A 16,892-nucleotide genomic window follows, 5' to 3' on the forward strand; every position below is an offset into this window, starting at 1 on the left:
ACGACACCGTTCGCGCCGGCGAACGGTGTCAGGTTCGGCGCGCGGCTAGCGACCCGGCTGCAGCGTCATGCTCTCCAATCCCGCCGCGACGATCAGGCCGGTTTCCGCTTGCACGCTGAGGGGTTGCAGCGCGATGCTGTTGTTCGAACCACCCAGCAGCACATTGCCGCCCACGCCGACGACTGCCGCGGCCATTGCATCGACGCCGACATAAGTCCCGGCGATATCGCCGCGGCCGGGCTGGGCAATGGGCGCGAACACCGACCAGGCAAGGGCAGTGCTCTCGGTAATGCCGATGTCGAGACCGACCTTCTGAATCGTCGCGACATAGTAATCTTCGGGCAGTCCGTTGATGCGCAAGACACACGCCAGATTGGTGACCGCGCCGACGATAAAGCCGATGCTCGGGCCACCCTTGCACTCAAGCACGCCGACTTGCACTTTTTGAACGGGCTGCTGGGCTTGCGCGGTTGATACCAGGGCGGCCAGCATTGCTCCGGCAAAGGCAGTGAGGACCGTCGAACGTCGTCGCATAAGAAAGCTCCTACAAAATGAAGGCGGAATGCCTTCAAGACGTCTGCTGAAGTTTAAGTAAAACGATGCAACCGGGATTGCAGTCCGGCACCTGAGGGCTGGCGTTTCGTCCCGACAGCGGTGTAAAGCGCGATTGGTCGCCGCGGGCTCGCGCCCGCGCTTACAGAAGCGCGTTATTTCGAATTCTTCTTGTCGTCGTCGATTTCGGTGAATTCGGCGTCGACGACATTGTCTCCGCCCGAACCCGGCGCAGCACCGGGAGCCGCCTGCGCGGCACTCTGCATGGCTTCCGCAAGCTTCATCGTGTGCTGCTGCAAGGCGCTCACCTTGGCATTGATCGTCGCGGCATCGTCACCCTTCAACGCTTCGCGCAAGTCGGACATCGCGCTTTCGATCGCGCTGCGGTCCGACGCCCCGAGCTTCGAGCCATGCTCGCTAACGGTCTTCTCCGTTGCATGCAGCAGTGCTTCGGCGGCGTTCTTCGCCTCGACCGCTTCCTTTCGCTTCTTGTCCTCCGCAGCATGCGCCTCGGCGTCCTTGACCATCTTTTCGATGTCGCTCTCGGACAGACCGCCCGATGCCTGGATCTGGATATTCTGTTCCTTGCCGGTGCCCTTGTCCTTGGCCGAGACGTTGACGATGCCGTTGGCATCGATGTCGAACGTCACTTCGATTTGCGGCACGCCGCGCGGCGCCGGAGCGATGCCGACGAGGTCGAACTGGCCGAGGAACTTGTTGTCGGAAGCCATCTCGCGCTCGCCCTGGAAGACGCGGATCGTCACCGCGCTCTGGTTGTCCTCGGCGGTGGAGAAGACCTGGCTCTTCTTCGCCGGAACCGTCGTGTTGCGCTCGATCAGCCGGGTGAACACGCCGCCCAGCGTCTCGAGGCCGAGCGACAGCGGCGTCACGTCGAGCAGCAGCACATCCTTGACGTCGCCCTGCAGAACGCCGGCCTGGATTGCCGCACCGACCGCGACGACCTCGTCAGGATTGACTCCCTTGTGCGGCTCCTTGCCGAAGATCTTCTGCACGACCTCCTGGATCTTCGGCATGCGGGTCTGGCCGCCGACCAGCACGACTTCGTCGATGTCCTTGGCCGTGAGCCCGGCGTCCTTGAGGGCATTGAGGCAGGGCTCGATCGTCCGCTGAACGAGGTCCTCGACCAGGGACTCGAATTTCGCGCGCGTAATCTTGACCTGGAGATGCTTTGGGCCGGAGGCGTCCGCCGTGATGAACGGCAGGTTGACCTCGGTCTGGGCGGCGGTGGAGAGCTCGATCTTGGCCTTCTCGGCCGCTTCCTTCAGGCGCTGAAGCGCGAGCTTGTCCTTGCGCAGATCAATACCTTGCTGCTTCTGGAACTCGTCGGCGAGGTAGTTGACCAACCGCATGTCGAAGTCTTCGCCGCCCAGGAAGGTGTCGCCGTTGGTCGCCTTCACCTCAAACACCCCATCGCCGATATCGAGAACGGAGATGTCAAAGGTGCCGCCGCCGAGATCGTAGACGGCGATCTTGGCCTGCTTCTTCTTGTCGAGACCGTAGGCAAGCGCCGCCGCGGTCGGTTCGTTGATAATGCGCAAAACCTCGAGGCCGGCGATCTTGCCGGCGTCCTTGGTGGCCTGGCGCTGCGCGTCGTTGAAATAGGCGGGAACGGTGATGACGGCCTGCGTGATCTTCTCGCCGAGATTGGCCTCGGCCGTCTCCTTCATCTTCTGCAGGATGAAGGCCGAGATCTGCGAAGGCGAATACGGCTTGCCCTCAGCCTCGACCCAGGCGTCGCCGTTGGACGCCTTGATGATCTTGTAAGGAACAAGTGTCTTGTCCTTCTCGACCGTCGGATCGTCGTAGCGGCGGCCGATCAGGCGCTTCACCGCGAAGATGGTATTGGTCGGGTTGGTCACGGCCTGCCGCCGGGCCGGCTGCCCGACCAGACGCTCGCCATCGGACGTGAACGCCACCACGGAGGGTGTCGTGCGCGCGCCCTCGGCGTTCTCGATGATGCGCGTGTTCTTGCCGTCCATGACCGCGACGCATGAATTGGTCGTCCCGAGGTCGATTCCGATCACTTTTGCCACGTCGCGCTCCTCTGACTTTTTCGTTGATCGACTATGTGCGGCTTGCGCCCTGCTCCACTCCCGTTGAGCAACACGTGTGCCACATCGCGACCCGCATGATTTCAACGACTTGAGCTGCGTAATCGGAACGGGTCGGACATTTTGTCCGACGCGCGCCGGACAAACTGTCTATTGGCCTAAGCGCGCATGATGCGTCAGGCTGTCCGGCCATTGCCGATGACCGCGGAAGGCCTGTCCATTGTTGCTGGACTGTCCATCGCGGATCGGGCCAGGTTAGAGCGACGCGCCTGGAGATTACTCCGGACGTCCGCTGCCCAGCAGCGCGGAATCCCAACCCGCCGCGCTCGCGCCAGCGACGTAAGTGGATTCCAGGAAGGCAAGTAGATCGCCGTCAGGATTATCCGACTGGCGCAGGTCGTCGTAGTCGAGGAGAAACTCGCCCAGGCCGGCGTCCCATCGCGCGGCGCCTGGACCGATCTTCGCGTTTTCGATGCCTTGCGGCTGCGGGTAGGTGAAGGAGTAGAATGCGGGTCTGGGATAGGAGCGATCACCCGACCACCATCCCATCTCCATCAACTCCGCATTCATCGCATTGCGCCGGATAAAATCAGCGTTCGGCGCCGGTGATGCGGGCTTGCCCTTATAGAACGGCACGCGAATGTCGAACGTCCCCCACATCAGGCCGATGGGTTGCGTCTTGCCCGTGAACCGCCCCTGAAAGATCTGCATGACACGTTGCGTGCTGAGGAGAATGCGCCACCAGGCGTTGACCATGTCGCGGTCGTATGGGCGCTGTTGCTTATCCTGGTCGAACGGGATCGGATTGGACACCTCCTGCGGCATCAGCGTGATGGACGCATCTATCCCGGCGTAGCGAAGCCGGTCGAGGAACGTGTCGACCAGCGTTGCGACCGGCGTCGAACCGAGCGGCAATTGTCCCGATCCGCCCGAACTCGTGAACCATTGCAGCTCGTGCGAGATAAAGTCGGCGCGGACCTCGTAGACGCCGCCGGCGCAAGGGATCGGGCCAGTGGTCAGGCCTCTCGCGCCGAGCCACAGCGGAACCTCGGCCCATTGCGCCTGGAACGGCCCGGCCAGCTTGAGCTTGCCAACCGCCTGCAACACCATGTGGAGAAGATACCGCGTCTGCTCGAAAGCCTCGCAGGACAGAGCCGGCCACAGATCGCCAGACGCAAGAGTGGAAGCTGATTTTCCGACACTCATGGCATGTCCTCGCACAGTTGTTGCGTAGGAAGAATTCACGCCTCAAGCCGTCATTCATCTATCGCAAGCCACACCAAGGCTTCACGACCCCTGCTTCGACAGCTTTTCGACGAACTGACACTGCGGTGTAGAGCTGCGCAATCCTGATCACCTTCGATCGATCAAGGACCGTTTTCTCTCCATCGAACTCCTGTATAGCATGTTCAAGGCGCTTCCGTCGCCACGACTCAACGCGACGCAATCGCTGCACAAGAAGTCGGATGTCAGCGATCTCGGACGCGTTCTATTCGATCTTGCTCGACACTCGACGCCTCCCAGCCTGCGTGATCAATGCTAGCGTCATTTTCGGCAGCGTCCAGAGCTACAGATGGCGACCGCCACCAGAGCTGAGTCAGACAACTTGTCCAATCGATTTTGACAAAGTGTCCGCGGACGAACTGACCAACACCTTAAGCTGTTGAGACGACTTGCCACGCGGATGGCACGCGTATTGCTGCCAGTCGATCAGGTCGACGGTCTCTACCGTCGCATGTACGACCGGGATGGTTCACGATGCTCAATGTCGACGTGAACGAGACAGATGACGAACTGCAAATCGTTGCAGAGCTGCATGGTCTAACGGCAAACGACATCGATGTGTCCGTTGAGAATGGCGTCCTCACCATTATCGCTGAGCGGCAGGTCAACGATGGCCGCGGTGCCGAGCGGACAATCAGAGTCTTGAGCTCGATGCTGCTGCCTCGTTCGGTCGATGCTCATGAGATAAACGCGTACTTCGAGGATGGCGTAGTAACTGTGACGTTTCCCAAGCACAGATAGCCGATCCAAGCCAGCGACGGAAAAATCATCGGAGCTATCGAGCAGCCGTCTTGGAAGCGAGCAGGCATTTCAGCCCGCCACGCCGACTTTCGCAGGCCGCAACGAACGTGATCCGATCGCGTAACCAGGCTGCACGACGGTCGTGACCGTGCCGCTCGGCACTGACGGATCTTGCACCTGGAACATGGCTTCGTGAAAGTGAGGATCAAATCGGCTTCCGGTCGGATCAAGCTTCTTGACGCCGTGCGCTTCCAACGATCGCAGCAGCTCCTTTTCGGTCAACTCCACACCCTCGACAAACGTCTTGAAGGGACCAGCATTGCCGCGCAGCTCCATAGGAAGGCTCGACATCGCACGTTCCAGATTGTCTGCGACGTTGACCATATCGCCCGCGAACCTGGTTACGGCGTATTGCCGCATGTCGTTCAACTCGCGCTCAGCGCGCCGGCGTACATTCTCGGCGTCCGCGAGCGCCCGAAGCAGGCGGTCTTTGAGATCGACATTTTCCGCCACGAGCCGCGCAATAGCATCATGTGCGCCTTCTGCTGCGCCCGCTGCGGCGCTCGCAGCATCTGGCGATCCAGAAGCGGCTTCCCTTGCGGAATCCTCAGTCGTCGCCTTCTCGACATCTTCCCCCGCCTGATGAGTCCCTCCCTGAGAGGGGCGTGGGTGAATCTGTCTGTTGTGATAAGGATTCTTTGGCGGGCCGTTATTGGTCATGGCAGCTCTCTTATCTCGCCGTTGATATGTCGTTTGAGGGCCGGTCGAAAGAGCGCCGTTCTTCGCGCGCCCGAGCCCGCCATCTACCTCGCATCGCGAAGCTGCAGCCCCAGGCCAATCAGCGTGCAGCCCTGGAAGACCAGGTCGACCGACAACAGCAGACCAAGCAGCCAGAGACTGTTGAGTGGCCACCCCAGGAGGAACGCCAATCCTGCGATCGCGGTGAGCAATCCGGAGGCAAACAGCCAGCCCCAGCCACGATCTCCCCTTGCTCTAAAGCTGAGCAGCAGGCGCATGAGGCCGGACGCGATCGTGAAAACGGCCAATATGAGAGTCAGAACCAGCGAAGCGATTGCCGGATCCAGAACGATTGTCGCACCGGCCGCGGCATAGAAAAAACCGCCCAGGCCCCAAAGAAAGAAGCCGCGCCAGCTCTTAACCCTGAACGCATGGACGATCTGGAAAGCGCCCGCGACGATCATCAACACACCGATGTAGAAGATCGTTGCGATGGTCGCCAAGAGGAGATTGCTGAGAGCGCCGAAGCCCAGCACAACAAAAAGCACACCCAGGGCGACGAACCAACCCCACTTCCCTTGCGCTTCGGTCATCAGTCCCGTGAACGCTCGCCTCGGTTGCGACATTCCAGTTGTCTGCGCCATGGATGATTTGTCCAAAGATCGAGTTGCTCTTGGTAGATCGCGGGTCCCGATGCCGTTGCGCGCAGATCGATCCCCCGCGATGCGAACGACGCCATTCTCGCAAGCACAGCAACGCAATCGCCGTGCCAGGTCGCAAACATCGCGATTTCAATGCGTTATGGAGATCGACTTGGTGGGGCGGTCATTTTGTCCGGGATCCTTCGGACAAAATGACCGGGGTCGAGGATCAACAGACCGGGCAAGAGCGCTTTCGATGACCTGAGTCCGGATTGCCGCGGTCGGCGTGGACAAACGCAGAAGGGCAAGACGCTCAGGGAGCCATTAGCAAGCGATCACCTGCAAACGGCGCAACTCCGCGAGCACAGCCAGCAACGGGAGACCCACGATCGTGAAGTAGTCGCCGTCGATCTCGGTGAACAGCTGCACACCCTCACCGTCAATTCGATAGACACCAGCGCTTTGCAGGGCTGACGGCCCTACCCGCGCCAGGTAACGGCTGATGTACGGTGGATCGAGCCTGCACATCGTCAAGCGAGCGACGCCGACATGGCGCCAGAGCGCATTTCCATCACGGGCGACTGCGGCAGCGCTATTCACCTGATGGGTGCGATTGGACAGCAGCAGCAAGCGCCTGCGGCCTTCATCCATGTCGGCAGGGGCGCGCAGAATGTCATCGTCGAGCGACAGGATCTGCTTACAGCCGAGAACGACGGCTCCCGGGTTTCGTTCGCTGATTGCAGTCGCCTTGGCTTCCGCGACAACGAGGGCAATGTCCTCTGGGGAGCTGCCAGTTTCGACAAGAGGCGCTTCGAGCGCCTCATCATCAAGATCAATGGCCTGAAGCTCAGCAATTATCCCCGCATTCTTCAGCAGAAGCTCGGCGAGCGGGGATTCCGAGGCAAGAATGATATTCGCGGTCATGTCGCAGTCCTCCTCCGTTCGAGTTCGATAACAGCTTGAAGCCCGCGGCAGCGCGTCGCGATTTCGAATCGCACCACAAGCGTGCCGCCGTTCAAGCCGGCAATCCGATACGTGACTGCGGCGTTGGACAACGTGCATCAGCGGTTCGTTCAATAGACCGCCACACCGTCCTTTCGTTTTGACATCTTAGCCCGCATCGACTGGACCCGGCGCGACCTGAGAAAGACCCGGCTCACGGTCTGCGCCCGCGTCGGCCGGAGCGGCTGTCTTGTCCGGGGTCGACGATTTGTCGTGAGGGAAAAGCTCGATCCCCGTTGGGAGGGTCTCCACGTAGAGCGACTGGCTTGGGAAGGCGAAATCAGAGCCGGCCTTTTTCACGATCGCCTTGATGGCATACGCCAACTCCTCCTTGATCTTCAGCCAGTCCCCCCAGACCGTCGTGCGGGTAAAACAGTAGACCATGAGATCGATCGACGAGTCATTGAACTTGTCGACGCGTACGAACGCGACGGCTTCAGGGGGATGAACGAAATCCGAACTACCGAGGATGTACGCCTCGATCGCGTTGCGGATGTCGCGGAGTTGACTGGTGGTCGTGCTGTAGTCGAGCCCGATGATCCAGGAAATGCGGCGGAACGTCATCTGCGAGAAGTTGGTGACGGCATTGTCCGCCAGATACGAGTTCGGGACAAATACAGGCGCTTGATCGAACCGACGGACTTTTGTCGTTCGCAGACCAATGGTTTCGACCGTGCCTTCGACAATTCCCTCGGCGAGGATCCAGTCACCGTTTCTGAAGCGCTGCTCTCCAATGATGAAGATCCCGGAGATCAGGTTCTTGAACAGATTCTGGGCGCCCAGCGCCACCGCAACACCGACGAGCCCGAAGCTCGCCAGCACCGGTCCGACGTGAATGCCCCAGACCTCCAAGATAGCGGTCGCGCCCAGCGCCACGATGATGGCGCGTCCGACCCTGACCGTCCAGCCGATCATGGCCTTGCTGAAGATCGGCGTTCGGCCATCCAGAACCGCGCATAGCGGCCCGATCACCTCGAACAATGCCCAGAAGATCGTGAACGCGATCAACGATTGATCGACCTGGAGGAGCCCGTCCTTGAGCCTCTGATTGGTGAGAATGAACTCGCCGATAATCAGGATGGCCAGAACGATTGGAATCGACTGGAGATGGGGAGCAAGGGCATCAACGATCGTTCGGTTGAGGTCTCCTTCCCCGCCCGAAGACCAAGCGTGGATACGAGAGATGACAGTGCGACTAAAGAAGCGCCGGATCAGCACCGCGATCGCGAGAATGACGATCGAAACGATAAAGTGTCCGACAGTCAGATCCAGGATGCTTCGCTGCCAGAACGAAAGGAAGATCGTCCAGAGTGCTGTCAGATCGTAATTCGCGGTATGTGTCATTTGGAAACGTGCCGAAGCCGATGATGCTTTCCCGCTATGTTCGCGGCTTGGCGACGAGCGGGACGGTTTGGAAATCAGGACGAATGGAGGGAGACTAACGTAACCACAGCCTGATCACGCCCGAGACGAGACCGACCGCCACAACGCTTGCGATCCAGATCGCGGCCATCCACGCGAGCCGTTGCCATAGCGGGATCCGCGCCTGCATCAGTGATATCCTGCGGTGCCGGCCTTGCCGCGAAACACCCAGTAGGCCCAACCCGTGTAGGCGAGGATGAGCGGAATGATCACGCAGGCGCCCACCAGCATGAACAATTGGCTTTCGACCGGTGCCGCGGCATCCCAGATCGTAATCGCGCGTGGAACAGCGTACGGATAAATGCTGATCCCGAGCCCGATGAAGCTCAACAGGAACAGTGCCAGCGCCATGAGAAACGGCAGCCGCTCGAACTCACGCTTCAGACTCCAGAAGAAGGTTGCCGCGCAGATCAGCACCAGCAGCGGCACCTGGGCCGTCAACAAGACACCGGGCATTGCGAACCATCGCCGCCAGTAGTCATAGTCGAGGAACGGCGTCACCGCGCTGACGGCCGCCAGCGCCAGCAGCGTGCCGGCGCCGAGCCAGAAGGCGGCACGGCGCGCGTGACGTTGGCTCGTCCCCTCCGTCTTCCAGATCAGCCACGTTGCGCCGAGCAACGCATAGCCGATCACAACCGCGACGCCGGTCAGGATGCTGAACGGGCTGAGCCAGTCGAGCCAGCCGCCGGCATAGGCATCATTGACGACATGAATGCCCTGCAGAATTGCCCCAAGCGTCACGCCTTGCGCGAAAGCCGCAATCAGGGAACCCAACCAAAAGGCAACGTCCCACAATGGCCGATGCCCTGGATCGCGCCAGCGGAACTCAAAGGCGACGCCACGGAAGACAAGCCCGAGTAGCATGGCAATCATCAACGGATAGGTGGCCGGAAGGATGATCGCATAGGCGAGCGGAAACGCCGCCAGCAGACCGCCGCCGCCCATCACCAGCCACGTCTCGTTGCCATCCCAGACCGGCGCGATCGAATTCATCGCCTGGTCGCGCTCGTCGCCGACCGCGAAGCTCGGGAACAGAATTCCGATGCCGAGGTCGAACCCGTCCATGACGACGTAGGCCATCACCGCGAAGCCGATAATGGCAGCCCAGAAAGTGGTAAGGTCGATGCTGTACATGGCCTCACTCCGCCGCGGTCAGAGGCACGCCGACACCGCCCGCCGGCGTAATGCCTGCAGCACGCTGCGGCACCTTGGGCGGCTCCTTCTCGCCCGGCGTGGGCGGCTTTGCCATCAAGCGCAGGAGATAATAGGTGCCGGCGCCGAAGGCTGCGAAGTACACCAGCACGAAAGCGACAAGCGAGGCCGCTACAGCCGGCGCCGCCAGCGGCGAATGCGATTCCGCCGTTCGCAACAGCCCGTAGACGGTGAAGGGCTGCCGACCGACCTCCGTCGTCACCCATCCGGCGATCACGGCGACAAAGCCGGCCGGTCCGAGCGCGACACAGGCGCGATGCAACCAGGCCCATTCGTAGAGCATTCCCTGGAAGCGCCCGAGCAGGCTCCAGAGACCGACAGCGAGCATCGCAAATCCAAGGCCGACCATGATCCGGAACGACCAGAACACGATCGGCACCGGCGGCCATTGATCCCTGGGGAAGTCGCTGAGCCCCGGCAGAGGTGCGGCCGGATCGTGTTTGAGGATCAGCGATCCGAGGCGCGGCACTTCGAGCTTGTATCGGACCTGCGCTGCCTCGTTGCTGGGGAAGCCGAAGAGGATCAGCGACGCGCCATCGGGACTGGGTTCGTAGTGCCCTTCCATGGCGAGAACCTTGGCGGGCTGGTGTTCCAACGTGTTGAGTCCGTGGGCATCACCCGCGAGGATCTGGATCGGGGTCACGATCGCGGCCATCCACATCGCCATCGAAAACATCTTGCGCGCGCCGACATTGGTGCGGTCCCGCAGCAAATGCCAGGCGCCCACACCGCCGACCACGAACGCCGTCGTCAGATAGGCCGCGATCACGGTGTGGACCAGGCGATATGGAAAGCTCGCGGTGAGGATGATCGGGATCCAGGATCCGGCGGGCACGAACTGGTCCTTCGCATTGATCGCAAATCCCGCCGGCGTCTGCATCCAGCTGTTCACGGCGATGATCCAGGTTGCCGAGATCAGCGTACCGAGCGCGACCATGCACGTTGCAAAGAAATGCAGGCCTTTGCCGACCTTGCTCATGCCGAACAGCATGACGCCGAGGAAGCCGGCCTCCAGAAAGAAGGCCGTCATCACCTCATAGGCCATGAGCGGTCCGATGATTGGTCCGGCTCGCGTCGAGAATACCGACCAATTCGTACCGAACTGATATGAGAGCACCACCCCTGAGACGACACCCATACCGAACACGACGGCGAAGATCTTCAGCCAGTAGCGGAACAGGTTGGCATAAACGCCTTGTCCCGTCTTCAGCCACAACGCTTCGAGCACCATCAGATAGCTCGCAAGCCCGATCGAGAACGACGGAAATATGAAATGGAACGAGACGGTGAACGCAAACTGGGCACGTGCCAAAATCACCGCATCGAGATTGTCCAACAATGTCCCCTCCTTGCCTCAGGATATGCGTCCCGGCACTTCGTCTCCGGCATCCGACCGACTAGGCGGCAACAACCCGTACTGGAATGGACTTGGCGGCAGGCGTCCCGCTGATCTTGTCGTAGTAGTCGAGAGGCAGCAGCGGATTGAGCTCGGGGTAATATCCCGCAACCGATCCGCGCGGCATCGGATAATCCAGCACCTTCAATCCGCTGACGCGCCTCTGTATGCCGTCATCGCTGATCGTCTCGAGCGCAATGCTCGATCCGTCTTCAAGCCCTCGCGACGCTCGATCCTCGGCGTTCATGAAGAGAACCATGCGGTCATTGTAGACACCGCGGTAGCGGTCGTTGTTGCTGTAGATTGTGGTGTTGAATTGATCGTGCGAGCGAATGGTGGCCAGCCGCAACATGTCGGGATCGGGAACGGATGCGTTCACTTCCAGACCCGGCAGAAGCAGAAAGTTCGCCTTGCCGTTCGGCGTCGGCCACACCAGCTCGCGCGGCGGCACATCGAGGTGAAATCCTCTCGGACTTTCGATGCGCTCGGAGAAGTCGTTGTAGATCTCCGGATAAACCTCCGCTATCTTGTCGCGGATCAGGCCGTAGTCCTCGCTGTAGCTCTTCCAGTCGACCTTGCTGTTCGGCAACGTCGCTTGCGCGATCCGGCAGACGATTTCCACCTCCGGAAGCAGATGCGGGCTCGCCGGCGACAACACGCCACGAGACGCGGTGACGTTTGACATCGAGTCCTCGATCGTCAGGAATTGCTCGCCGGCTGTCGTTCGGATGATCTCCGATCGCGCGATAACGGGCAGCATCAAGGCATCGCGACCGTGAACCAGATGTCCGCGATTCAACTTGGTCGTGATGGCGACCGTCAGCGCGAGCTTCTGCATAGCGGCGTACGAGCGTTCGGTGTCGGGCACAGCGCGGACGAAATTGCCGCCGAGGCCGATGAAAACCTTCGCCGTCCCCGCCTGCATCGCGGCGACCGACTCAATGGTATGATGACCATGCTCGCGCGGAGGTTCGAAGCCAAAAACATCGCGAACGCGATCGAGATAGTCCTGGCTCGGCTGCTCATCGATCCCGACGGTGCGATCTCCCTGCACATTGGAATGACCGCGGATAGGTGAAATTCCGGCGCCCGGCTTGCCGAAATTGCCTTTGAGCAGGAGCAGATTGACCAGCTGCTGCACCAGCCGCGACCCCTCCTGATGCTGCGTAATGCCCATCCCGTAGCAAATGATTGTCGCGCGCGAGCGAATGTAGATTTCGGCGCACCTGCGGATTTGCGCTTCCTCAAGCCCGGAAGCCCGCTCCAGCTCCGACCACTTCTGCGCCATCGCGTCGCTCCGGACTGCATCGAGGCCGACGGTATGCTCACGGATAAACTCCCAGTCGACGATCTTCTCGCCGGATTCCTCCCGTTCGAACATGACTTTCATGACGCCTTTGAGGAAGGCAAGGTCGCCTCCGATGCGGACGTGAACGAACTCGCTGGCAATCCTGGTCGAGCCGAAGGTTGCCATCTGGATGACATCCTGCGGATCGGCGAAGCGCACCAACGCACGCTCGGGCATCGGATTGACGGCGACGATCGGAACGCCGCGCTTGCTCGCTTCGACCAGATTACTCATCATCCGCGGCGAGTTCGTTCCGGTGTTCTGCCCGATGACGAAAATCGCTTCGGCGTGCTCGAAATCGTCGAGGATAACGGTGCCCTTTCCGACACCGATCGACGGTGGCAGGCCCCGGCTGGTCGGCTCGTGGCACATGTTCGAGCAATCGGGGAAATTGTTGGTTCCGAACTCCCGGACGAATATCGAGTAGAGAAACGCCGCCTCGTTGGGCGTGCGGCCGGATGTATAGAACTCCGCCTGGTGCGGAGTTTCGAGAGCCCGCAGATGCCTGCCGATCAGGGCGAATGCGTCGTCCCAGCTGCACGGCACGTAGCGATCCGATGATGAGTCATAACGCATCGGCTCCGTCAAACGTCCCTGCATCTCGAGCCAGTAGTCCGACCGCTCCATGAGCTCGGACACGGTGTGCCGTTCAAAGAACTCGCGCGTGACCCGAAACTTCGTTGCCTCAAACGCCAGCGCCTTGGCGCCGTTCTCGCAGAAATCGAGTGTCTTCTTGCATTCCGCGTCGGGAAACGCACAGCTCGAGCACTTGAACCCGCCGGGCTGATTCATTGACAGAAGCGCGCGCGACCCCTTCGTCACCACACTCTGCTCGAGAAGAATCTTTGCAGTCGCGGCGGCAGCCCCCCAACCGCCGGCGGGATGATGATACGTCTTGAAGCGCGGCTTACCGTCCAACATAAATCAACTCCGCAATTGCCAGATCTTCAACAGGGTTTTCAGCCGGGTGACCTGAATACGATCACCCGCGGGCACGTCGGGCCGCTACCGGCTCGCTCTATCGATCCTGATCGAGGTTGGCGACGATCACCTTGTCGATCAGGCTTTCGTTGTGCCGGATGAAGTCATCGCGCGTCATTCCGGACGCGCGCCACGCATCCTGAAGGCCCCCATCTCTGTGAAGCCACTCGTTTCGCGTTTGATGATCAATCTTGTGACGTCGCGCGTCCTGCGATCCGTGCGACGCCTTGTCGTGATCCTTTGACATTGTAACTCCTCGTGTATCCGGTCCAGCTTGGCGCCCGCGTCGGGACGAAACTCAGTTCAGGCTGTTCAAACGAATCTTGAGGCCAAACTTCGCCGGCCCGGGCGCGCTGCGTAGCCTTGCTACCCACTGTGATGACGTTGAGCCTGCGATTGCGAACAGGCTCGATCAATCCAGATCCAGCGGCGCTGCTGCCTCGCAGCAGCCGTCGATCCACCGGGATCGGTCAATCGAGATCAATCCCAGTTTGCTTCCCGCGCCCACTTGTCGACCTCTTTGCGAACCTGGTTCTTGTCGATGCCGTAGAGATCTTGCAGCTTGCCCTCCAGCCGCTCCCTGTCGCCATTGATGATGTCAATGTCGTTGTCGGTCAGCTTGCCCCATGTCGCCTTGAGTGCACCCTTGGCGGCCTTCCAGTTTCCCTCGATGCGATCCCAGTTCATTTTCATCTCCTTCTTTTCCTAACCGTGAAACGTGCATCGAAGAGAGGTTAGCAACAGGCGTGCCAGTCTGAGCGCATCGTCATATCAATGAGTTAGGCGGTGCGGGCCGCCGGCAATGGACAATTTGTCACGACAGATTTGGCCAAGTTGTCCCGCATGGAAGATTGCAGCATCCGCTTCTGGCCGCGGCTTCATCTTTTGGCGCAACGCTTGATACCGTCGCTATGGACACGAGCTCGCGTCAACGGGGCCGAAGTCCGAATGCATTTGCTTGGCGCAATGGACGGCGTGGAGAACGCGATGACGAATGACTCCTCCATCGCTTTCGCTTACGTTCACGAACGTTGAGACACCGCGTTCTTGCGCAAGGACGCTTCGTCGACTATTCGTGCAAATGAGGAGTTCGAATGAAGCGCGATCCGGCGAGCCGACGACCGATCCATCATTCGCCCGTCTTCTGGGTTGGTATCGCCTTGTGCCTGGCAGCTATCGCCATCTACGTTTGGTCCAACGATCTTTCCTGGCGACCCGCGACAACCCCACACTGAATAGTTGGCGTGGTTTGGGGTTCGCTGCTTTCGACGATTCACGGCGGAGTTACATCAGCACGTTCTGACGAGGCTCGATCGGAGCCGGCAAATCGCGCTCTCCGAGCAGGGCGAGCATTTCGCGCTCGATGCCTCGCCTCATTGCGTCAAGCGGAAGGGCATTTGGCTCCAACCCAAACGGAGACTCAAGCTGATGGCCAAGCGCATCGAGGCCGAAGAAGGTGTAGGCGACGAGCAGAACGGGCAGCAGCGTCCACCAATCGAGCGATCCGGCGAGCGCGAACGGCAACGTCACACAGAAGATCAGCGCGGTTCGATGCAGCAGCAGCGAATAGGCGAATGGCACCGGAGTGGACGCGATGCGCTCGCATCCGCCCTGCACGTCAGAAAGAGCGGTGAGCTGCCCCTCCAGGACTGCGTAGTGGATCGGCTCGATCCGATCCCGCTTCATCAGCATCAAGCAGTGCAGCCCGATCTGGTTAAGCACGGCATTGGTCGGGTTGGGGCCAACTGAAGCGGCGTCGATCTCGCTCCATGGCTCGATCGCCGCGACTTCGTTCTCACCGCGCAGGCGCGCCGTTAGCCCGGAGCAGAAGCCGCACAGGCCGCGGAGCAGGACACGCCGATCGTCGTCTTCGAGGGTGGAGATCTGACGTGCGAACGAGCGGCAGGCGATGATCAGCTTGCCCCAGAGCTCGCGCCCCTCCCACCAGCGGGCGTAACATGTGCTGTTTCGGAAGCTCATGAAGACCGATAGCGCGATGCCGATCAGCGTGAACGGAACCGCACTGATGCGCGCGAAAATGCCCGGATGCTCCATGGCGGCAAAGATCGCCAACACGCTGATCAGCGCTATCGCCACCAGATGCGGCGCGATCCGCGGCAAGATCGATCCATTGACCGCAAATGCGACGTCCCAGAAGCCGGGCTTGGAACGCACGATCATTGCCACCTCTCCGACACTCCAGGTCGATTCCTACGCCCGTATTGCAAGGCTGCGCCGGGCCGAGCTTCGCTGCCGCGGACAGGCCAACGCAGACATTTTGCCGACATCGATGCTTCGGATCCGGGAGGATTTCCCTGTGACGGAGCCGTGTAAGCGGCCGCTGTATCGGGTTGCAACATCATTTATAAAGCTGAGTTGGGTTCAGAAATCCACGTCGAACCGATCGAGCGATACCACGCGGGTGACGCTGGACTGACGATTTTCAAACTTGTCGCTGGCGGCGCGTTCGATGCGCGATCGACGCATGAGGAAGAATTCCTCGGCGCTCAGGGTGGGATGAAACCGCACGCGCATCACGTTGAGCGCTCTGCGCGCAATCATGCACGTGACCTCGGCACTATTATTGTACATCACGAAATAGATTCCATGACGGTGAACCTCATACTGACCATCGGGATCTCGAGCGAGCGCCATCTAACGGTCCTCAAACGACGGTCGCTCCGGATCAACCCGGACCGAGCGGCCATGCAATCATTGACTCGGGTGCTGCCAGAGCAAGGAGCACGCCAAATCCAAAGACGACGCAAATTCAATGAATTAGAACGCGATCACCGCCCTTAGGGCAGACATTTTGTCCCTCGCGACGGACAAGTTGGGACCGGAGGCCTCTCCAAGGCGTCGAGGGAAGCTGGCGTGACTGCCGAGTCCAAAACTACTTCATGACATCGCTTCACAGATCGCGAACCATGAGCGTTGCATCGACGCCTCTCCAGCAGGTGCGATCGGCGATCGACCATCCCAGCCGCGCATAGAATCCGGTTGCCTCGGATGTATACAGGTTCAATCGCGAAAATCCGCGCTGCCGCGCCTGATCCTCAATCGCTCGCACCAGGATGGAGCCCGCTCCTCCGTTGCGATGCTCGGGGATAACGAACAGACCTGTGAGCCACGGCGCGACATCGTGGTTCGGTTCGAACTCGGACTCGACCAAAAGGCAGGCGCCGATTGGTGCACAATCCGCTTTCGCGACAAGCAGCACGCCGAGGCTCTGATCGGCAGAAAATTGTTGCAATGACTTCAACTCTTGCTCGAAGGAAGTACGAGGCATTGAAAATGCATCGACGCGCCAACGCGCGCAGATCGCCAGCTCGATCGCACCCGGCTCCGCAGCGACTATTCGAAGATCTGCCATAGCAAACGGTCAACTTCATGACGTGATCGCAAGCGTTTCGAGCAATAGATGTGCCATTTCTAACGCGCCGCAGTGCCAGCGACTTGGAATGCGGCGTAGACCGACGCCGGACAATTTGTCCGTGTCGTTG

General features: G+C 60.3%; 16 protein-coding genes. 1 reads left to right on the forward strand and 15 read right to left on the reverse strand.

The genetic code is table 11. The annotated features are described in order from the left end of the window. Positions 1-45: 45 nt before the first annotated feature. The 3 genes from H8A92_RS09575 to H8A92_RS09585 form a co-directional block, all read right to left on the reverse strand. A complete protein-coding gene (locus H8A92_RS09575) occupies positions 46-534 on the reverse strand; it encodes a DUF992 domain-containing protein (RefSeq protein ID WP_163151992.1) in 489 nt (162 codons plus the stop codon). Positions 535-707: 173 nt separating this feature from the next. Further along, positions 708-2,711 (reverse strand): molecular chaperone DnaK, encoded by a 2,004-nt coding sequence (gene dnaK, locus H8A92_RS09580; RefSeq protein ID WP_274613309.1) that lies wholly within the window; start codon positions 2,709-2,711, stop codon positions 708-710. Positions 2,712-2,900: 189 nt separating this feature from the next. Then, positions 2,901-3,830, reverse strand: a complete 930-nt coding sequence (locus H8A92_RS09585; protein ID WP_274613310.1) for a DUF5996 family protein — start codon at positions 3,828-3,830, stop codon at positions 2,901-2,903. A gap of 552 nt (positions 3,831-4,382) precedes the next feature. Here H8A92_RS09585 and H8A92_RS09590 point away from each other — a divergent pair. Beyond that, positions 4,383-4,649 carry an Hsp20/alpha crystallin family protein gene (locus H8A92_RS09590; protein ID WP_229195575.1) on the forward strand — a complete coding sequence of 89 codons (267 nt, stop codon included), beginning with the start codon at positions 4,383-4,385 and terminating at the stop codon, positions 4,647-4,649. Positions 4,650-4,718: 69 nt separating this feature from the next. On the opposite strand, the gene grpE is transcribed toward H8A92_RS09590, so the two are convergent. The 12 genes from grpE to H8A92_RS09650 all read right to left on the reverse strand — a co-directional run bounded on the left by grpE (position 4,719) and on the right by H8A92_RS09650 (position 16,762). Beyond that, the gene (gene grpE, locus H8A92_RS09595; protein ID WP_229195576.1) at positions 4,719-5,369 is read right to left on the reverse strand and encodes a nucleotide exchange factor GrpE; all 651 of its coding nucleotides are present in this window, start codon (positions 5,367-5,369) and stop codon (positions 4,719-4,721) included. An 83-nt stretch (positions 5,370-5,452) separates the two neighbouring features. Beyond that, positions 5,453-5,980 (reverse strand): HdeD family acid-resistance protein, encoded by a 528-nt coding sequence (locus tag H8A92_RS09600; protein ID WP_229195577.1) that lies wholly within the window; start codon positions 5,978-5,980, stop codon positions 5,453-5,455. Between the two features lie 372 nt (positions 5,981-6,352). Beyond that, positions 6,353-6,952: a Maf family protein gene (locus H8A92_RS09605; RefSeq protein WP_229195578.1), complete on the reverse strand. Its 600-nt coding sequence runs from the start codon at positions 6,950-6,952 to the stop codon at positions 6,353-6,355. Between the two features lie 186 nt (positions 6,953-7,138). Further along, positions 7,139-8,374, reverse strand: coding sequence for a mechanosensitive ion channel family protein (locus H8A92_RS09610; RefSeq protein ID WP_229195579.1), 1,236 nt, complete (start codon positions 8,372-8,374; stop codon positions 7,139-7,141). A gap of 94 nt (positions 8,375-8,468) precedes the next feature. Then, positions 8,469-8,582, reverse strand: a complete 114-nt coding sequence (locus H8A92_RS09615) for a DUF2474 family protein (RefSeq protein WP_274613311.1) — start codon at positions 8,580-8,582, stop codon at positions 8,469-8,471. Next, a complete protein-coding gene (gene cydB, locus H8A92_RS09620; RefSeq protein ID WP_229195580.1) occupies positions 8,582-9,586 on the reverse strand; it encodes a cytochrome d ubiquinol oxidase subunit II in 1,005 nt (334 codons plus the stop codon). The genes H8A92_RS09615 and cydB overlap by 1 nt, the downstream gene beginning before the upstream one ends. Positions 9,587-9,590: 4 nt before the next feature. Beyond that, a complete protein-coding gene (locus tag H8A92_RS09625) occupies positions 9,591-11,003 on the reverse strand; it encodes a cytochrome ubiquinol oxidase subunit I (protein ID WP_229195581.1) in 1,413 nt (470 codons plus the stop codon). Between the two features lie 58 nt (positions 11,004-11,061). Then, positions 11,062-13,329: an FdhF/YdeP family oxidoreductase gene (locus H8A92_RS09630; protein WP_229195582.1), complete on the reverse strand. Its 2,268-nt coding sequence runs from the start codon at positions 13,327-13,329 to the stop codon at positions 11,062-11,064. Positions 13,330-13,869: 540 nt separating this feature from the next. After that, positions 13,870-14,076: a CsbD family protein gene (locus H8A92_RS09635; RefSeq protein ID WP_163151966.1), complete on the reverse strand. Its 207-nt coding sequence runs from the start codon at positions 14,074-14,076 to the stop codon at positions 13,870-13,872. Positions 14,077-14,673: 597 nt separating this feature from the next. Continuing rightward, complete coding sequence (locus tag H8A92_RS09640; RefSeq protein ID WP_274613312.1) at positions 14,674-15,570, reverse strand: bestrophin family protein; 897 nt, start codon at positions 15,568-15,570, stop codon at positions 14,674-14,676. A gap of 201 nt (positions 15,571-15,771) precedes the next feature. Then, a complete protein-coding gene (locus tag H8A92_RS09645; protein ID WP_229195584.1) occupies positions 15,772-16,044 on the reverse strand; it encodes a DUF1488 family protein in 273 nt (90 codons plus the stop codon). A 256-nt stretch (positions 16,045-16,300) separates the two neighbouring features. Continuing rightward, positions 16,301-16,762, reverse strand: a complete 462-nt coding sequence (locus H8A92_RS09650; RefSeq protein WP_229195585.1) for a GNAT family N-acetyltransferase — start codon at positions 16,760-16,762, stop codon at positions 16,301-16,303. Positions 16,763-16,892: the final 130 nt, after the last annotated feature.

Origin of the sequence: Bradyrhizobium acaciae (assembly GCF_020889785.1) — a bacterium.
Lineage (GTDB): Bacteria > Pseudomonadota > Alphaproteobacteria > Rhizobiales > Xanthobacteraceae > Bradyrhizobium > Bradyrhizobium acaciae.

What these genes read in the sequence shown, in the direction of transcription:
- H8A92_RS09635 (WP_163151966.1), bottom strand. Translation starts at nt 14,076, where the DNA reads ATGAACTGGGATCGCATCGAGGGAAACTGGAAGGCCGCCAAGGGTGCA.
- H8A92_RS09605 (WP_229195578.1), bottom strand. Translation starts at nt 6,952, where the DNA reads ATGACCGCGAATATCATTCTTGCCTCGGAATCCCCGCTCGCCGAGCTT.
- H8A92_RS09585 (WP_274613310.1), bottom strand. Translation starts at nt 3,830, where the DNA reads ATGAGTGTCGGAAAATCAGCTTCCACTCTTGCGTCTGGCGATCTGTGG.
- cydB (WP_229195580.1), bottom strand. Translation starts at nt 9,586, where the DNA reads ATGTACAGCATCGACCTTACCACTTTCTGGGCTGCCATTATCGGCTTC.
- H8A92_RS09640 (WP_274613312.1), bottom strand. Translation starts at nt 15,570, where the DNA reads ATGATCGTGCGTTCCAAGCCCGGCTTCTGGGACGTCGCATTTGCGGTC.
- H8A92_RS09645 (WP_229195584.1), bottom strand. Translation starts at nt 16,044, where the DNA reads ATGGCGCTCGCTCGAGATCCCGATGGTCAGTATGAGGTTCACCGTCAT.
- H8A92_RS09575 (WP_163151992.1), bottom strand. Translation starts at nt 534, where the DNA reads ATGCGACGACGTTCGACGGTCCTCACTGCCTTTGCCGGAGCAATGCTG.
- H8A92_RS09600 (WP_229195577.1), bottom strand. Translation starts at nt 5,980, where the DNA reads ATGACCGAAGCGCAAGGGAAGTGGGGTTGGTTCGTCGCCCTGGGTGTG.
- H8A92_RS09610 (WP_229195579.1), bottom strand. Translation starts at nt 8,374, where the DNA reads ATGACACATACCGCGAATTACGATCTGACAGCACTCTGGACGATCTTC.
- grpE (WP_229195576.1), bottom strand. Translation starts at nt 5,369, where the DNA reads ATGACCAATAACGGCCCGCCAAAGAATCCTTATCACAACAGACAGATT.
- H8A92_RS09650 (WP_229195585.1), bottom strand. Translation starts at nt 16,762, where the DNA reads ATGGCAGATCTTCGAATAGTCGCTGCGGAGCCGGGTGCGATCGAGCTG.
- H8A92_RS09590 (WP_229195575.1), top strand. Translation starts at nt 4,383, where the DNA reads ATGCTCAATGTCGACGTGAACGAGACAGATGACGAACTGCAAATCGTT.
- H8A92_RS09630 (WP_229195582.1), bottom strand. Translation starts at nt 13,329, where the DNA reads ATGTTGGACGGTAAGCCGCGCTTCAAGACGTATCATCATCCCGCCGGC.
- H8A92_RS09615 (WP_274613311.1), bottom strand. Translation starts at nt 8,582, where the DNA reads ATGCAGGCGCGGATCCCGCTATGGCAACGGCTCGCGTGGATGGCCGCG.